This is a genomic window from Embleya sp. NPDC055664, assembly GCF_053618075.1.
Map to the genome: position 1 here is coordinate 1 of NZ_JBSHGZ010000013.1, position 16,151 is coordinate 16,151.

Here is a 16,151-nt window from a genome sequence, read left to right on the forward strand (position 1 = left end):
GGGGGGGGGGGGGGGGGGGGCCGCGCCCCCCGGGGGGGCCGCGCCCACGACCGTGCGGTCACGAAGCGGTGAAGGCGGCCGCGTTCGTGGCCGCGCCTTCGGGGCTAGCCCAGGCCGTTGTGGATCGCGGCCGCGAGTTCGCCGTTGGTGGTGTCACCGCTGAACTCCCAGAAGAACGCGCCGCGCAGGTTCTGCGCCTTGGCCCAGTGCATCTTGGAGGCGACGGTGGCCGGGGTGTCGTAGCTCCACCAGTTGCTGCCGCACTTGGCGTAGGCGGTGCCGGCCACGAGGCCGGTGGTGGGGCAGCTGCTCTTGAGCACCTTGTAGTCCTCGATGCCGGCCTCGTAGGTGCCCGGGGCGGCGCCGGTGGCGGTGCCGCCGGGCGTGTCCTGGGTGACGCCGGTCCAGCCGCGGCCGTAGAAGCCGATGCCGAGGAGGAGCTTGTTCGCCGGTACGCCCTTGGTCTTGAGCTTGGCGATGGCGTCCGAGGAGTTGAAGCCGTCCTTGGGGATGCCGGTGTACGAGGTCAGCGGCGAGTGGGGGGCGGTGGGGCCCTTGGCGTCCCAGGCGCCGAAGAAGTCGTACGTCATCACGTTGTACCAGTCGACGGACGCGGAGGCGCCGCCGTAGTCGGCCGCGTCGATCTTGCCGGCCGAGGAGGCGTCGGCGGTGATCGCCGCGGTGACCAGGTTGTTGCCACCGAACTTGGCGCGGGTGGCCGCGAGCAGCGTCTTGATCGACGCGGCGCCGCTGGTGTCGCAGGTCAGGCCGCACGCGTTGGGGTATTCCCAGTCGAGGTCGATGCCGTCGAACACGTCGGCCCAGCGCGGGTCCTCGACCAGGTTGTAGCAGGACTCGGCGAACGCGGCGGGGTTGGCCGCGGCCTGGCCGAAGCCGCCGGACCAGGTCCAGCCGCCGAAGGACCACAGGACCTTGATGTTGGGGTACTTGGCCTTGAGCTGGCGCAGTTGGTTGAAGTTGCCGCGCAGCGGCTGCTCCCAGTTGTCGGCGACTCCGCTGACGCTTTGATCGGCCGTGAACGCCTTGTCGTAGTCGGCGTAGGAGTCGCCGATGGTGCACTTGCCGCCCTGGACGTTGCCGAAGGCGTAGTTGATGTGGGTGATCTTGGCGGCCGAGCCGGACGTGACGATGTTCTTCACGTTGTAGTTGCGGCCGTAGATGCCCCAGTTGGTGAAGTAGCCGAGCTTGACCGCGTTGCCACCGCCGCCGGGGTTGCCGCCGCCGGTGGTGTGCACGGTGACCGGGGAGCTGGCCGGGCCGGTCTGGTCGGCGTTGTCGCGGGCGACGACGGTGTAGGTGTAGTCGGTGCCCGCGGCGAGGCCGCCGTCGGTGTAGGTGGTCGTGGCGACCGTGGCGACCTTGGTGCCGCCGCGCAGCACGTCGTAGTTCTTGACGCCGTGGTCGTCGGTCGCCGCGGTCCAGGTGAGCGTGGCGCCGTTGTCGCCGACGTTGCTCGCCACGGGCGTTCCGGGTGCCGATGGCGGGTTGTCGCCGGGGTTCGTGGGTCCCCCGTCGCAGGAGGCGCCGTTGATCTTGCAGCCCGTGGGGTTGCCGGGACCGGTGCCGTTGAAGCCGAAGGTCACCGAGGCGCCGGGGGCGACGGTGCCGTTCCAGCCGACGTTCTTGGCGCTGTAGTGGTCGCCGGTGCGCGTGACGGTGGCGTCCCAGGACGAGCCGACGGCGGTGCCGGCGGGGAAGTCCCATTCCAGGGTCCACGAGCTGATCGCGGCGGTGCCGGTGTTCTTGACAGTCCAGCTTCCGCCGAAGCCGGAGCCCCAGTCGGAGGTCTTGACGAACGTTGCGGTGGTGCCGGCGGCCTGTGCGGGGGACGCGAGGCCGACCATCGCCGCGAGGGGAAGCAGCAGGGCGCTCATCATGGCGACGAGAGTGCGTCGGGACAAGGTGGTGCGTTGTTTGGTTCCTGTGCTCAAGGGTGCTCCTCGAGTGGGGCCAGACATGCGGGGACGTGCACCAGCCGGTGGGGAAACGATTCGACCACCACCCCACCGGGGTTCCCGTGAGCGTAGGAAAGGTCTGGACCAGAGGTCAATGGTCTGTACCAAAATGGTCTGGACCAACCACCGCGCCCGGCGCCGAAAACGCCGCACGCGGGCCCCGAAGGACCCGCGTGAGCTGGGGTTTCGACGAACTTGCCGGAATTTTCGGGCAGTTGCTCCGGTACGAAGTCAGCGACGGGCCGGTGCGTACGGCGCGCCGGGAGCCGGCGCGGTGCCGTCCACGGCGGCCCGCCAGCGGTCGTGCAGCCACATCTGGGTGCGCCGTCGGGCGGCCCGCTCGTCCCACTGCACGTCGCGCTCGTAGGTGAGCACGGACAGGTCCCCCGCGAGCACCGCCCACGTGTAGAGCCCGTTGATGTGACGCGCGTTGACCCTCATTCCGCTCACCGAACCCGCCCGACCGGAGGCGGTGGCGATGGTCTCGTCGTGCTGGGCGACCCACTGCACGGTCAGCCCCTCGGCGTGCAGCGGATCGACGTGGTGCCAAAACGCCTCGGCGGCGGCGTGCGCCTCCTCGGTGCCGGGCAGCGGCCCCGGGCGCGGGCCGTCCAGCCGGGTCCAGCCCAGCAGCGTGCCGTCGGCGCGGTCGACCACCACGCTGGCGTGCGCGCCGCCGGGGCGCGGATCACCGGCGGGTTGGTGGCGCAGGACCACGACGGGGCGCTCGTCGTGCCACGCGTAGTCGAGCGCGGTGAGTATCCACGTGCGGGGTATCGACAGTCGGCACTTCGCCAGCAGAGCGGCGACGGCGGTGGTGACGTCGGAGTCCCTGCCGGGGAACAGGGTCATGGTGCGTCCTCGCGGTCGTGCGGGATTCGAACGGGCTCGAAGCGGATCAGGTCGGTGCGGCCGCCTCGCCGCTGGGGCGCGGCGCCGCGAACTCGCGTACCGGATCGGGACCGAGCCGCCGGCAGGCGACCTCGATCACGCCGCGGTGCGCGGGCGCCGCCAGTTTGCCGCACACACGTTCGCCTTCGCCCGTGAGGGTGAGTCGACCGGGCGCGGCACGGGCGGGCGGTGCGGTCGCGGGGCTAACCCGGGGCGGGCCGTGGCGCCGAGGCCGGGCGCGACCGTGGTCCGCGCCCATCGCGATCGGCGCCGAAGGGCCGATCGTCGCGGCGGCGCGCAGGAGAACTCCATGGACGGGACCCTAACGATCGGCGAGCCGGATGAGAACAAGTTCCACGGTTTCCATACGCTCACGTATGGACTTTTGCCCACCGTTGGGCTACCTCGCGTGCGGTTGGTGCTTCCGTTCGTGTGACGCGGGGCACGAACTCGGGGAAGGCCGTGTGTCCTTGGGCTAGTGTCCGGGCAACCCCGCTCGGGAAGGAGCGCGTGTGTCCACCACCGTCGACACCGATCTGCTCGTCGTCGGCGCGGGCCCGACGGGCCTGTACGCCGCCTACTACGCGGGATTTCGGGGCCTGCGCACCGCGCTCGTCGACTCGCTGCCCGAACCCGGCGGGCAGATCTCCGCGATGTACCCGGAGAAGATGATCTACGACGTCGCGGGCTTCCCCGCGATCAAGGGCCAGGACCTGGTCGACGCGCTGGTCGAACAGGCCGCCCCGTTCGAGCCGAACTACCTCCTCGGGCACCGCGCCGAGCAGTTGGCGCAGGACGAGGAGGGCGTCACGATCACCTGCGCGAGCGGCCTGGTGGTGCGCACCAAGGTGGTGTTGATCAGCGGCGGCATCGGTACCTTCAGCCCGCGCCCGCTGCCGGCGGCCGACGCGTTCACCGGCGAGGGTGTGCGCTACTTCGTGCCGCGCCTGGCCGATCTGGCCGGACTCGACGTATTGATCGTGGGCGGCGGCGACTCGGCGTTCGACTGGGCGACCAGCCTGGAGCCGATCGCCAAGTCGATCACCCTGGTCCACCGGCGGGACAAGTTCCGCGCGCACGAGCACACCGTGCGGCGGGTGTTGGCCTCCACCACCGAGGTGATCACCTCCGCCGAGGTCACCGCGCTGCACGGCAACGGGCAGGTGCGGGCGGCGGATGTGGTCGGCAAGCTCGACGGCGCGGTACGCACGCTGCCGGTCCAGGCGGTGGTGGCCGCGCTCGGCTTCGTCGCGGACCTGGGCCCGATGACCCACTGGGGCCTGGAGCAGCGCAAGCGGCACATCGTGGTGAACCAGGCGATGCGCACGAACCTGGAGCGGGTGTTCGCCGCAGGCGACATCGTCGACTACGACGGCAAGGTCAAGCTGATCGCCACCGGCTTCGGCGAGGCGGCCACCGCGGTCAACAACGCGATGACCGTGATCGACCCCTCGGCGCACGTCTTCCCGGGCCACTCCTCCGACGTCCCGTAGGGCGCCGTCGGGCCGCGCCGGCGACCGCACGGTCGACCGCGCCGGTCGGCCCACCGGCGTCGGCGATATCGCCGGCGCCGGGCCTGCGGGTATTGCCGCCCGATGCGGGTTTTCGTACCCCCGCCACCGAAAAGCGGAATTACCACTTGTTGTCGCCACTACGGACTCGATAGGCTCTCGCCGGTACGGATATCGATCCATTGTTGTCGAAGGACGTCATGACGCTCGTGGTGCCGGTCACCGCCTCCACCCCCGGGGTCTCCTCGCGGCGTGTCGAGGCCGTCGCGCCCCTCGGCGCGGCCGTGCACCGCCCACGAACTCCCCTGTGCACGCGCAGGCATGTCGATTTCGGCCGGGTCCACAGCTCGGCCTGTCGAGCCCGCTGACCGCCGCGGACCGGACTGCTCCGCCGCCGGACCCCCCTCGTCGATCCCGCCGATCCCGGTGATCGCGAGGCGTCCGCCCGCCGTTCCACATTCCTCCCCTCGATTCGCCGCGTCCCGCGCCGGCCCGATTTCCGTCGGGTTTCACCCGCCGCGCGCGCGTGAATCGATGGATATCCCCTGCCCGAAATCACGCGCGCCGCCGCGTGAATTCGTCCTGCCCGGAGATATACATGCGCCTTTCGCGATTCGCCGCCGACCCCGCCTCCGCCGCCTTCCGAAGACTGCGCCGCGCCGCCGGCTCCGGCGCCGCCGCGACCGCCGCCCTGGCCCTGGTCGCCGCCTGCAACGGCGCCGGCGGCCCGGCGGCGAGTTCCGCCGAGGTCGGCCCGCCGAAGGCCGGCGGCACGCTCACCTTCGCGCTGGCCGCCGACCCCGTGTGCCTGGACCCGCAGCAGTTCGGCACCAACGCGAGCCTGAACGTGGGCCGCCAACTCGTCGACTCGCTGACCGACCAGGACGGGCGTACCGGCGAGATCAAGCCGTGGCTGGCCACCTCGTGGGAGGTGAACCCGCAGGCCACCGCGTTCACCTTCCACCTGCGCCCGGGGGTGACCTTCGCCGACGGCGCCCCGCTGGACGGCGCGGCGGTCAAGGCCAACCTGGACGCGGTGCTCGCGCTGGGCGCCAAGGCGACCGTGGCGAGCAGCTACCTCGCCGGCTACCGGGGCACCACGGTGCTCGACCCGACCACCGTGCGGATCGAATTCGCCGCGCCCAGCGCCCAGTTCCTCCAGGCCACCTCGACCATGTCGCTGGGCCTGCTCTCCCCCGCCACCCTCGCCAAGACCCCCGAACAGCGCTGCCAGGGCGACCTGGTCGGCTCGGGCCCGTTCACGCTGCGCTCGTACAAGCCGAACCAGAGCGTGGAGTTGGCCAAGCGCGCCGGGTACGGCTGGGGCTCGTCGCTGTTCGCCCACCCGGGCGAGGCGTACCTGGATCGGCTGGTGTTCAAGATCGTGCCCGAGTCCGGGGTGCGCGCCGGCAGCCTGGAGTCCGGTCAGGTGGACGCGATCAGCGACGTACAGCCGCAGGACGAGGCCCGCTTCGCCGCCGGCTACACCGTGTTGACCCGGCCCAACCCGGGCGTGGTCTTCGTCCTCCAGGCCAACGTCTCACGCCCGATCCTGGGCGAGGACGCGGTCCGGCGGGCCATCGCCAAGGCGGTGGACCGGCCCGAGGTGGCGCAGACCGTACTCACCCCGAAGTACAAGGCGGCCACCTCGCCGCTGGCCTCGGTCACGCCCGGCTACGTCGACCTGTCCGCGCAGCTGGGATACGACCCCGAGGGAGCGAAGCGGCTCCTGGAGGAGGCCGGTTGGCGGGCCGGCTCGGACGGCGTCCGGGTCAAGGACGGGCGCCGGCTGAGCGTGGATGTGATCTTCGCGCCGCTGTTCAACGCCAGCCAGTCCGTCCTGGAGCTGGTCCAGCAGCAGTTGCGCCGGGTCGGGGTGGACCTGCGGCTGCGCAAGTTGGCCGCCGGTGAGCAGAACCAGGTGCAAAACGCGGGCGACTACGACTTCGCCTACTACAACGTCACCCGCTCCGACCCGGACATCCTGCGCACCCTGTTCGGCACCAGGACGGTGAACCGGCTTCGGATCCCCTCCGGCGATCTGGACACCGTGCTCGACGACCAGGCGCAAAACCTCGACCCGGCGCAGCGCTTCGCGAAGGTCGCCGAGGCGCAGCGCATCGTCACCGATCGGGCCTATGTGGTGCCGCTGTTCGAGCTGGCGCAGGTGCACGGGCTCGGTCCGAAGGTGCACGGGCTGACCTTCGAGGCGTCCTCGCGCCTGCAGTTCCACGACACGTGGGTGGGCTGATGCGCGGATATCTGCTGCGCCGGCTGCTGCAGGCGGTGGTGGTGTTGTGGGCGGCGTTCACCGTCTCGTTCGTGGTGTTGTATCTGCTGCCCGGGGATTCGTTGTCGATCAAGCTGGGCGGCCTGGAGGGCACCGCGACACAGGCGCAGGTCGACGCGGTGCGCGCCGAGTACGGCCTGGACGATCCGCTGTATGTGCAGTACGCGCACGCCCTGGGTGACGCGCTGGGCGGGGATCTGGGGCGGTCGGCGCAGACGGGGGCGCCGGTGGTGCGCACGATCGCCGACGCGCTGCCGCAGACGTTGGCGCTGACCGGGTGCGCGATGGTGTTGGCGGTGCTCGGTGGTGGGGCGGTGGCGCTGGCGGCCACGTTCACCCGGGTGCGGGCGCTGCGTCAGGTGTTGTTGTCGTTGCCCGCGATCGGGATCTCGATGCCGGGCTTTTGGGTGGGTCTGCTGTTGGTCCAGGTGGTGTCGTTCCAGTGGGGGTTGCTGCCGGCGATGGGCAACGAGGGGTTCGAGAGCCTGGTGCTGCCGGCGATCACGATGGCGCTGCCGGCGGGTGCGATGATCGCGCAGGTGTTGGCGAAGAGCCTGACCACCGCGTTGGCCGAGCCGTATGTGGAGACCGCGCGGGCCAAGGGGGCGGGCCGGGTGCGGATCCATCTGCGGCACGCGCTGCGCAACGCGTCGTTGCCGGCGCTGACGCTGGCGGCGGTGGTGGCGGGGAATCTGCTGATGGAGTCGGTGGTGGTGGAGACGGTGTTCTCCCGGGCCGGGGTGGGCCGGTTGACGGCGGCGGCGGTGGACACCCAGGACCTGGCCGTGGTTCAGGGCGTGGTGTTGCTGGCGGCGGCAGTGTTCGTGGTGGTCGCGCTGGTGGTGGATCTGCTGTATCCGCTGCTGGATCCGCGGGTGGGGAGGACGGCGTGACGACGGCGACCGGATTCGGCGCGCGGGTGGGGCCCGCGGCGCGTGGGCATGCGTGGTTCGTGGTGCGCCGGCCCGGGTTGTTGCTCTCGCTGGTGGTGCTGGCGCTGGTGTTGCTCGCGGCGCTGGTCCCGACGCTGCTCGCGGACGGGGATCCCCTGGTGGGTACGCCGCGCGAGCGGTTGCAGGGGCCGAGCGCGGCGCACCTGTTCGGTACCGATCAGCTCGGGCGGGACCTGTTCACCCGGGTCGTGCACGGCAGTTCGCTCTCGCTGCGGGCGACGGTGGTCGCGGTGGCGGTGGCCCTGGTGGTGGGCGGCGGGCTCGGTCTGGTGGCCGGGTTCGTCGGCGGGTGGTTGGACGCGGTGTTGATGCGCACGGTGGACGTGGTGCAGGCGATTCCGCGGCTGTTGTTGTCGCTGGCGCTGGTGAGCGCGCTGGGTTTCGGCACCACGAAGGTGGCGATCGCGGTGGGGGTGGCCAGTGTCGCGTCCTTCGCCCGGGTGATGCGCGCCGAGGTGTTGCGGGTGCGTTCGTCGGTGTATGTGGAGGCGGCGCGGGCGAGCGGGGTGCGGTCGGGGGCGATCCTGGCGCGGCATGTGTTGCCGAACGCGTCCGGGCCGGTGTTCGTGCTGGCCGCGCTGGAGTTCGGGGTGGCGATCCTGTCCGTGTCGGCGCTGAGTTTCCTGGGGTTCGGCGCGCCGCCGCCGACGCCGGAGTGGGGCGTGTTGATCGCCGACGGGCGCGGGTTCGTGGCCACGGCGTGGTGGTTGACCACATTTCCCGGGCTGGTGATCGCGGCGACGGTGTTGTCGGCGAACCGCGTCTCGCGGGCCCTGGACGGAGAGCGGAGGCGGGAGCGATGAGCGGCGGCTTGGTGCGCGGTGGGCGGGCTCGGCGGGTGGAGGGGGCGGTGGCGGGCGTCGCGGGAGAAGCGGGGGTGGCGGGTGCGCTCGGTGCGTCCGGGGCGCCGGCTGCGCCGGGTGCGCTCGGTGCGGCGGGCGCGTCGGCTGTGGCTGCGTCCGAGGTGCCGTTGCTGGATGTTCGCGGGTTGCGGGTGTCGTATCGCACCTCGCATGGGTCGGTGGACGCGGTGACGGCCGCCGATGTGAGCGTGTTGCCGGGTGAAGTGGTGGCGGTGGTCGGCGAGTCGGGGTCGGGCAAGAGCACCACGGCGCACGCGATCGTGGGGTTGCTGCCGGCGGGCGGACGGGTCGGCGCGGGGCGGGTGTTGTTCGAGGATCGGGACCTGCTGGGGCTGCGCGAGCGGGATCTGCGTGCGGTGCGCGGCCGTTCGATCGGGCTGATCCCGCAGGACCCGATGGTTTCGCTCAATCCGGTGCGGCGGGTCGGCGACCAGGTCGCCGAGGCGCTGATCGTGCACGGGTTGGCGAGCGGGAAGGAGGCCGCCGAGCGGGCGGTGGCCGCGCTCGACGAAGCCGGCCTGCCCGAACCGGCGTTGCGGGCCCGGCAGTTCCCGCACGAGTTGTCCGGGGGCATGTGCCAGCGGGTGTTGATCGCCATCGCGCTGGCGTGCCGGCCGAAGCTGGTGATCGCCGACGAGCCGACCAGTGCGCTCGATGTCACCGTGCAGCGGCGCATCCTGGACCACATCGAGGAGCTGACCCACGCGCACGGCACCGCGATGTTGTTGATCACGCACGATCTGGGGGTGGCGGCCGACCGGGCCCGGCGGGTGGTGGTGATGTCGCGCGGCGAGGTGGTCGAACAGGGACCGGCGGAGCGGGTCCTGACCGATCCGGAACACCCGTACACCCGGGGGTTGATCGCCGCCGCGCCCAGTTTGACCCGGCGGCGGGCCCGGCCGCGTCCGGTCCGCGATCCGGTGCCGCGGACCGAGCCGCTGTTGACCGTGACCGCACTGGTCAAGGAGTTCGCGCTGCCGAGGACCAAGGAGGGGCCGCGCACGGTGCGCGCGGTGGACGACGTCTCGTTCACCGTGCGGCGCGGTGAGACGTTCGCGCTGGTCGGCGAGTCGGGTTCGGGCAAGTCGACCACGGTGCGGATGATCCTGGGCCTGGAGACGCCCACCGAGGGCCGTGTGCTGATCGAGGGCCGGGACGTCACCCGGCCCGGGCGCGGCGAGGCACGGGCGCTGCGCCGGCGTATGCAGTTGGTGTATCAGAACCCGTACGCGTCGCTGGATCCGCGCTTCACCGTGTCCGAGATCGTCGAGGAGCCGTTGCGCGCCTATCGGGTCGGCACCCGGGCGGAGCAGCGGGCCCGGGCGGCGGCGCTGATCGATCAGGTGGCGCTGCCGGCGGACGTGTTGCGCCGCAAACCGGCGGAGTTGTCGGGGGGACAGCGGCAACGGGTGGCGATCGCCCGGGCGTTGGCGCTGGAGCCGGAGCTGGTGGTGTGCGACGAGCCGGTGTCCGCGCTGGACGTGTCCGTTCAGGCGCAGATCCTGGATCTGCTCGCCCGGCTCCGGGAGGAGTTGGGGGTGAGCTATCTGTTCATTTCGCACGATCTGGCCGTGGTGCGGCAGATCGCCGACCGGGTGGGTGTGCTGCGCGCGGGTCGGCTGGTCGAGAAGGGCACCTGCGAGCAGGTGTTGGCGGCGCCGACCCATCCGTATACGCGCGAGTTGATCGCGGCCATTCCGGGGCGGCGGCGCCCGCGACCGCTGGGGGCGGTGTCATGAAGTTCGCGGTGTTCACCCTGGGCGCCAACGCGCCGCATCCGCTCACCGGCGAACAGGCGCCGGCGCACGCGCGGTTGCGGGAGTTGGTGGAGAGCGCGGCGCTGGCGGAGGAGTTGGGGTTCGACGCGTTCGGGGTGGGTGAGCGGCACGGCGAGCCGTTCCTGTCCTCGGCGCCGCCGGTGATCCTGGCGGCGGTGGCGCAACGCACGTCGCGGATCCGGCTGTTGACCACGCTGACGGTAATCAGTGTGCTGGATCCGGTGCGGGTGGCCGAGGACTACGCGACGGTCGACCAGTTGTCCGAGGGCCGGCTGGATCTGATGGTCGGCAAGGGCAACGACCCTCGGCACTTTCCGCTGTTCGGCCTCGACGAGGCGGATCAGTGGGAGTTGCAGGAGGAGAAGTTCGAGTTGTTGCGGCGGTTGTGGAGCGAGGAGAACGTGACGTGGTCGGGGCGTTTTCGCACCCCCCTGCACGAGGTCACCACCCAGCCGCGCCCGTTCCCGCGTGCGGACGGGCGGGCGCCGGTGATCTGGCACGGCAGCGCGACCAGCCGGGCGTCCACGGAGTTGGCCGCGAAGTGGGGGGATCCGCTGTTCACCGCGAACGGGTTCCATCCGATGGCCAAGTACGCGGATCTGATCGACCACTATCGCGAGCGCTGGGCGGCGTACGGGCGTGATCCGGCGGACGCGGTGGTCGGTTCGGGTGCGGGCGGCTGCTATGTGGCGCCGACCTCGCAGGAGGCGTTGGCGCGATATCGGCCGTACTACGACGCGTTCGCGAAGTCGGCGGCGGCGCAGCACAACCGTTCGCCGTTCACGTCGCTGGAGGACAACGTCGCCAACGGCCCCGCGCTGGTGGGCAGTCCGGCGCAGATCGTGGACAAGATCGGTCGCTACCACGCCGCGTACGGACATCAGGTGCAGGCGATCGGGACTGAGGGGCTGGATCGGACGGAACGGCGGGCGGTGTTGGAGCTGTTCGCGGACGAGGTGGCGCCGCAGTTGCGTCGTGCGTTGCCCTCGCGGGTGTGGGAGGGGGCGGGATCGGCGGGTTCGGGAATCGGTGCCGGGGATCGGTGAAGGCCCTTGCGGGGGCGGTCCACAGCGCGAATAATCCGAGCCATGGACGGCTGCGTGTGTCACGCGGGCCCCCGCCCGGTTCTGCCGAGGGCGCGGGTCCTGATCGCCGTTCACCTGTTGATCCGCCGCCACATCGACTTCCTGCGCGTGTGCAGCGCGAGTTGTCGCGCGGTCTGAGTTTCACGCCACCGGTCCGCCCGGATTTCGGGGTGGGGCCGCGCCGTGCCGTGCCGTCTCGACCGTTGCCACACTCAACGACCCGCGCGAGGGAGACCCGTATGTCCACGACATCCCCGAAGGCCGCCGGACCGATCGACTTCCGCACCCACGGGCGCTACCGTGCCCGCCACTCCGGGTCGCCGCTGCCGGGCCTGGAGACGATCCGCCCGCCGATGCAGCGCTTCCGCGGCCGGATCGGCGCCGGGTTCCGCGCCGAGCCGTACCGCTTCCACCTGTATCTGTGCCTGGCCTGCCCGAAGTCGCTGCGGGTGGCGATCACCCGGGATCTGAAGGGCCTGGGCGACGTGGTGGGCACGTCGCTGGTGGACCCGGTCCGCGACGGGCGCGGCTGGGCGTTTCGCGACGGGGACGGCCACGGCCTCGACCCGGTCGGCGGGTTCGCGTTCCTGCGCGAGGCATACGAGGCGACGGAGTACCACTACGACGGGCCGGTGAGCGTGCCGGTGTTGTGGGACCGGTGGAGCGGACGCATCGTCAGCAACCACGCGCCGCACGTGCTGCGCGACCTGGCCACCGCGTTCGGGGGCGGGCCGGATCTGTATCCGGCCGATCGGCGCGAGGAACTGTGCGCGCTGGACACCCTGTTCGAAGAGGACGTCACCGACGCGGCGCAGCGGGCCGGGCGGGCGCCGGCCGGGTCGCGGCGGGCGGAGGCGATGGACACCGTGCTGGCCACCCTGGCGGTGGCCGAACGGCGCCTCGCGGTGCGGCCGTTCCTGCTGGGCGATCGGCTGACCTCGGCGGACGTACACCTGTGGGTCACCCTCGTGCACCTGGACGCGGTGCACAAGCGGCACTTGGACGCCGCGGACGTGCACCGGCTCGCGGCGCACCCGCATCTGTGGGCGTACGCGCGGCGGTTGAACCTGATCCCGGCGTTCCGCGACAACCTGCGTCTGGACCACATCGCCCGAAACCACCGGAGCCACTGTCGTGGCCCGGCGGCTTCGGGGGTCTCGATCGCGCTCAACGACTGGAGCTGAGTCGGCGGGGCGGTGGGGGCCTCGGTTTCGGGCCGGGGCTCACACCGCCACGTCGTCGTGGCGGTGGGTGCCGGCCGCCGGGCCGGGGGCGGGCAGGTTCAGGTGTTCGCGCAGGGTGGTGCCCTCGTATTCGGCGCGGAAGACGCCGCGCTCCTGGAGGATGGGCACCACCTGGTCGACGAAATCGTCGAGGCCGGTCGGGGTCAGGTGCGGTACGAGGATGAAGCCGTCGCTCGCGCCGTCGCGTACGTGCACCTCCATCCGGTCCGCGATGTGCTCGGCGGTGCCGATGAACGTCTGGTGCGCGGCCACCTCGATCACCACCTCGCGCAGGCTCAAGCCGCCCTTGGCCGCCGCGAGTTCGCGCCAGGCGCGGGCGGTCTCCAGCGGGTCGGTGCCGGAGCGGACCCGGCCGCGGCTGATCGAGGCGGCGTCGGCGACGGGGTCGAAGTCCGGGAGCGGCCCGTCGGGGTCCAGGTCGGACAGGTCGCGGCCCCAGACCTGTTCGGCGCTGTGGATCGCGTTGCGTGGGCTGACCTGTTGCCGGCGGATCCAGGCGGCCTTTTCCTGTGCCTCCTCGGTGGTGGCGCCGACGACGGCGGTCACCGCGGGCAGGATCCTGATCTCGTCGGGGCCGCGCCCGTGTCGGGCGGCGCGGCCCTTCATGTCGGCGTAGAAGGCGCGTCCGGCGTCGTAGTGGCCGTGCCGGGAGAAGATCACGTCGGCGTACGCGGCGCCGAACTCGCGGCCGTCCTCGGAGTCGCCGGCCTGGATCAGCACCGGCCTGCCCTGCGGGCCGCGCGGCACGGTGAATCGGCCCTCGATGCCGAAGTGCCGTCCATGGTGCGCGAATCGGCCCGCGTCGGGGGTGGCGAACGTGCCCGTGTCGCGGTCGGCGAGGAGTGCCTCGGGGGCCCAGCTGTCCCACAGGGTGCGGGTGGCCTCGACGAACTCGGCGGCGCGTTCGTAGCGTTCCTCGCGGGGCAGGAAGCCGCCCCGGCGGAAGTTCTCCCCCGTCCAGGCGTCGGGCGAGGTGACCACGTTCCAGGCGGCGCGGCCGGCGCTGAGGTGGTCGAGCGAGGCGATCCTGCGGGCCAGTTCGTACGGCTCGTTGTAGGTGGCGGTGGCGGTCGCGGCCAGGCCGATCCGGTCGGTGACCGCGGCCAGGCCCGCCAGTACGGTGAGTGCGTCGGGGCGTCCGGCGACGTCGAGTTCGAGGATGCGGCCCTGGTGTTCGCGCAGCCGCTGGCCCTCGGCGAGGAAGAAGAAATCGAATCGGCCGCGTTCGGCGGTGCGGGCGAGGTGTTCGAACGAGTCGAAGTCGATCTGGCTGCCCGAGTGCGGGTCGCTCCACACGGTGGTGCTGTTCACGCCCGGGAAGTGCGCGGCGAGGTGGATGCGCGTGCGGTGGCGGGGGTGCTGGGAGTGGGGCATGCGTACCCTCCTCAGGTGTGGGCGTAGCGGTTGGCCGGGCGCGGCAGGTCCAGGTGGCCGCGCAGGGTGTCGGCGGTGTAGGCGGTGCGGGCGAGGCCGTGCTCGCGCAGGATCGGCACCAGGTCCTCGACGATGCGGTCCAGGTCGTACGGCAGCACGCCGGGGAGGAGGGTGAAGCCGTCGACGGCGTTGCCCGTGTACCAGGCGGCGAGGCGGTCGGCGAGGGCGGCGGCGGTGCCGACGAAGGCGAGTCCGTCGGGCACGGGGACGTCCGAGCGCGCGTCCAGCAGGGCGCGTTGCCGGCGGGCCTGGGGTTCGCTTTCGGCCAGGTGCACGGTGATGTCGGCGAGTACGCGCAGTTCGGCGGGGTCGCGGTCGTTGCCCTCGGCGATCGCGTGGGCACGTTCGCGCAACCGTCGGGCCTCGTCCGGGCCGGAGGCGTCGACGAACAGCACGTCGGCGAACCGGGCCGCGATCTCCAGCGTGTCCGGGCCGTCGACGGTGATCCCGATCACCGGCCGGCCCTGGGGCGGGCGGGGGGTGATGGAGGGGCCGCGGACGTCGAAGTAGGTGCCCTCGAAGTCGACGTAGTGCAACTTCTCCCGGTCCAGGAAACGGCTGGTGGCCACGTCGCGGATGATCGCGTCGTCCTCCCAGCTGTCCCACAGCCGGCCGACGACGTCGGTGAACTCGCCCTGCTCGTCCGTGAGTTCGCCGTCGGGGGCGACGGGTTTGCGGCCGAAGTGGCGGGCCTCGGCGGCGGTGCGCGAGGCCTTGGGCCACCACCCGGCCCGGCCCCGGCTGACGTGGTCGAGGGTGGCGATCGCGGTGGAGACGTGGAACGGCTCGGTGTGGGTGGTGGTGGCGGCCGGGATCAGGCCGATCGACGCGGTCGTCGGCGCCACGCGGGCGGCCACGGAGACCGCGTCGAGCCGGCCGGGAAGGCGGGCCGACGGTGGGCCGAGCGAGTCGTCGAGGCGGATGAAGTCGAGCAGGCCGCGTTCGGCGGTGCGGGCGAGCGCGACCCAGTAATTCGGGTCGAACAGGTCGGCGGGGCGGGCGTGCGGCGAGCGCCACGCGGCGGGGTGACGGCCCGCGCCGTCGAGGGCGACGCCGAGGTGGGGGTGGCCGGTGGTCATGCGAACTCCCTGGGGTGAGGGGTGGATCGGACCGGGCCGGTCGGCGGGGCGGGGCGCCGAGCGGCGCGGATCAGGCGACGGCGGCGGGGCGGCGCAGCCGGGCGGAGAACGCGTCGGCGAGTTCCTCCAGCGGCGCCACGCCCTCGGCTTCGATCCCACCGGCGGCGGTGACGAAACGTTCGTGTACGAACCAGCCCTGGGCGACGTGGTCGGCGCCGAGCGAGGTCAACACCGGGCGCAGCGCGTAGTCGAGGGCCAGGACGTGTGCGGGGGTGCCGCCGGTGAGGACCGGAAGGATCTCCTTGCCGCGCAGCGCGAATTGCGGAAGCACGTCGAGGAACGTCTTGAGGACGCCGCTGTAGGCGGCCTTGTAGACGGGGCTGGCGATGACGAGGGCGTCGGCGGCGGCGACCCGGGCGAGGGCCGCGCGCAGGTCGGGGTCGGCGAAGTCGGCGTACAGGAGGGCCTGGGCGGGCAGGTCGCGCACGGCGAGGGTGGACACGTCGTGCCCGTCGGCGGCCAGCCGGGCGGCGACGTGGCGGGCGACGGCGCCGGTGCGGGAGGTCGCGGAGGGGCTGCCCCATACGGTCAGGACGGTTGCCATGGGATTACCTCGGTTCGGGTGGTTCTGGGGTGGGGGGTGCGGGTGGGGGGTGCGGGTGGGGCGCCGGGCCGGGGGCACCGGGTTGTGCGGCGCCGGGGTGGGGCGTGCCGGGGTGGGGGCGGGGGGTGCGCGGTGCGGGTGCGCGGCGGGTGGTCGGGCCGTGGGCGGCCGTCCGTACCCGGGTGGCGACTCGTGCGCCATATCCGTCCGGCGGGGCGTTCGCCGCCGATCGGCCGCTGAAGCGGGGCCGTGGCGGGTCTACGGGTCTACCCGTGTGCCTCGACGGCGCGCCGGGCGTGGCGACGGTGGTGTGCGACGAGTCGATCGGGTGCGCCGATCCGGGACGATCGGGCGCCGGCCGCGCGGCCTCGGCCGCGTGCGCGTACCCCTGCTGCGGTCAGCGACAACAGGCGGCGCTGGTGACGCGCCCGAGGTCGATGTGG

General features: G+C 72.3%; 13 protein-coding genes. 7 read left to right on the plus strand and 6 right to left on the minus strand.

Annotation, left to right across the window (positions count from 1 at the left end):
• Window positions 1-104: 104 nt before the first annotated feature.
• The 3 genes from ACWGR4_RS22030 to ACWGR4_RS22040 form a co-directional block, all read right to left on the minus strand.
• On the minus strand, window positions 105-1,898 hold the full coding sequence (locus ACWGR4_RS22030; protein WP_452131041.1) for a glycosyl hydrolase family 18 protein: 1,794 nt from the start codon (window positions 1,896-1,898) through the stop codon (window positions 105-107).
• Between the two features lie 309 nt (window positions 1,899-2,207).
• Window positions 2,208-2,828 (minus strand): hypothetical protein, encoded by a 621-nt coding sequence (locus ACWGR4_RS22035; protein WP_379997349.1) that lies wholly within the window; start codon window positions 2,826-2,828, stop codon window positions 2,208-2,210.
• 46 nt (window positions 2,829-2,874) lie between these two features.
• Window positions 2,875-3,003 carry a hypothetical protein gene (locus tag ACWGR4_RS22040; RefSeq protein ID WP_379997351.1) on the minus strand — a complete coding sequence of 43 codons (129 nt, stop codon included), beginning with the start codon at window positions 3,001-3,003 and terminating at the stop codon, window positions 2,875-2,877.
• A 376-nt stretch (window positions 3,004-3,379) separates the two neighbouring features.
• Between ACWGR4_RS22040 and ACWGR4_RS22045 the strand changes: the two genes are divergently transcribed.
• From ACWGR4_RS22045 to ACWGR4_RS22075, 7 genes are all read left to right on the plus strand, one after another.
• The gene (locus ACWGR4_RS22045; RefSeq protein WP_379997353.1) at window positions 3,380-4,360 is read left to right on the plus strand and encodes an NAD(P)/FAD-dependent oxidoreductase; all 981 of its coding nucleotides are present in this window, start codon (window positions 3,380-3,382) and stop codon (window positions 4,358-4,360) included.
• A gap of 616 nt (window positions 4,361-4,976) precedes the next feature.
• Window positions 4,977-6,629 (plus strand): ABC transporter substrate-binding protein, encoded by a 1,653-nt coding sequence (locus tag ACWGR4_RS22050; protein WP_379997355.1) that lies wholly within the window; start codon window positions 4,977-4,979, stop codon window positions 6,627-6,629.
• Entirely contained in the window at window positions 6,629-7,561 is a 933-nt protein-coding gene (locus ACWGR4_RS22055) for an ABC transporter permease (RefSeq protein ID WP_452131040.1), read from the plus strand. The genes ACWGR4_RS22050 and ACWGR4_RS22055 overlap by 1 nt, the downstream gene beginning before the upstream one ends.
• Window positions 7,558-8,424 (plus strand): ABC transporter permease, encoded by an 867-nt coding sequence (locus ACWGR4_RS22060; RefSeq protein WP_379997359.1) that lies wholly within the window; start codon window positions 7,558-7,560, stop codon window positions 8,422-8,424. Before ACWGR4_RS22055 ends, ACWGR4_RS22060 begins: the two co-directional genes overlap by 4 nt.
• Window positions 8,421-10,223, plus strand: a complete 1,803-nt coding sequence (locus ACWGR4_RS22065; RefSeq protein WP_452131039.1) for a dipeptide ABC transporter ATP-binding protein — start codon at window positions 8,421-8,423, stop codon at window positions 10,221-10,223. Before ACWGR4_RS22060 ends, ACWGR4_RS22065 begins: the two co-directional genes overlap by 4 nt.
• Window positions 10,220-11,308, plus strand: a complete 1,089-nt coding sequence (locus ACWGR4_RS22070; protein ID WP_452131038.1) for an LLM class flavin-dependent oxidoreductase — start codon at window positions 10,220-10,222, stop codon at window positions 11,306-11,308. The genes ACWGR4_RS22065 and ACWGR4_RS22070 overlap by 4 nt, the downstream gene beginning before the upstream one ends.
• Window positions 11,309-11,586: 278 nt before the next feature.
• Entirely contained in the window at window positions 11,587-12,531 is a 945-nt protein-coding gene (locus tag ACWGR4_RS22075; RefSeq protein WP_379997365.1) for a glutathione S-transferase C-terminal domain-containing protein, read from the plus strand.
• A gap of 39 nt (window positions 12,532-12,570) precedes the next feature.
• On the opposite strand, the gene ACWGR4_RS22080 is transcribed toward ACWGR4_RS22075, so the two are convergent.
• The 3 genes from ACWGR4_RS22080 to ssuE form a co-directional block, all read right to left on the minus strand.
• The gene (locus ACWGR4_RS22080; protein ID WP_452131037.1) at window positions 12,571-13,965 is read right to left on the minus strand and encodes an NtaA/DmoA family FMN-dependent monooxygenase; all 1,395 of its coding nucleotides are present in this window, start codon (window positions 13,963-13,965) and stop codon (window positions 12,571-12,573) included.
• Between the two features lie 11 nt (window positions 13,966-13,976).
• Window positions 13,977-15,104 carry an LLM class flavin-dependent oxidoreductase gene (locus ACWGR4_RS22085; RefSeq protein WP_452131036.1) on the minus strand — a complete coding sequence of 376 codons (1,128 nt, stop codon included), beginning with the start codon at window positions 15,102-15,104 and terminating at the stop codon, window positions 13,977-13,979.
• Between the two features lie 70 nt (window positions 15,105-15,174).
• Window positions 15,175-15,708 (minus strand): NADPH-dependent FMN reductase, encoded by a 534-nt coding sequence (ssuE, locus tag ACWGR4_RS22090; RefSeq protein WP_379997371.1) that lies wholly within the window; start codon window positions 15,706-15,708, stop codon window positions 15,175-15,177.
• Between the last annotated feature and the right edge of the window lie 443 nt (window positions 15,709-16,151).

Excerpts from the sequence above, each read along its gene's own strand:
- ACWGR4_RS22065 (WP_452131039.1), top strand. The coding sequence starts at position 8,421 with ATGAGCGGCGGCTTGGTGCGCGGTGGGCGGGCTCGGCGGGTGGAGGGG.
- ACWGR4_RS22085 (WP_452131036.1), bottom strand. The coding sequence starts at position 15,104 with ATGACCACCGGCCACCCCCACCTCGGCGTCGCCCTCGACGGCGCGGGC.
- ACWGR4_RS22070 (WP_452131038.1), top strand. The coding sequence starts at position 10,220 with ATGAAGTTCGCGGTGTTCACCCTGGGCGCCAACGCGCCGCATCCGCTC.
- ACWGR4_RS22035 (WP_379997349.1), bottom strand. The coding sequence starts at position 2,828 with ATGACCCTGTTCCCCGGCAGGGACTCCGACGTCACCACCGCCGTCGCC.
- ACWGR4_RS22030 (WP_452131041.1), bottom strand. The coding sequence starts at position 1,898 with ATGATGAGCGCCCTGCTGCTTCCCCTCGCGGCGATGGTCGGCCTCGCG.
- ACWGR4_RS22050 (WP_379997355.1), top strand. The coding sequence starts at position 4,977 with ATGCGCCTTTCGCGATTCGCCGCCGACCCCGCCTCCGCCGCCTTCCGA.
- ACWGR4_RS22080 (WP_452131037.1), bottom strand. The coding sequence starts at position 13,965 with ATGCCCCACTCCCAGCACCCCCGCCACCGCACGCGCATCCACCTCGCC.
- ssuE (WP_379997371.1), bottom strand. The coding sequence starts at position 15,708 with ATGGCAACCGTCCTGACCGTATGGGGCAGCCCCTCCGCGACCTCCCGC.
- ACWGR4_RS22075 (WP_379997365.1), top strand. The coding sequence starts at position 11,587 with ATGTCCACGACATCCCCGAAGGCCGCCGGACCGATCGACTTCCGCACC.
- ACWGR4_RS22055 (WP_452131040.1), top strand. The coding sequence starts at position 6,629 with ATGCGCGGATATCTGCTGCGCCGGCTGCTGCAGGCGGTGGTGGTGTTG.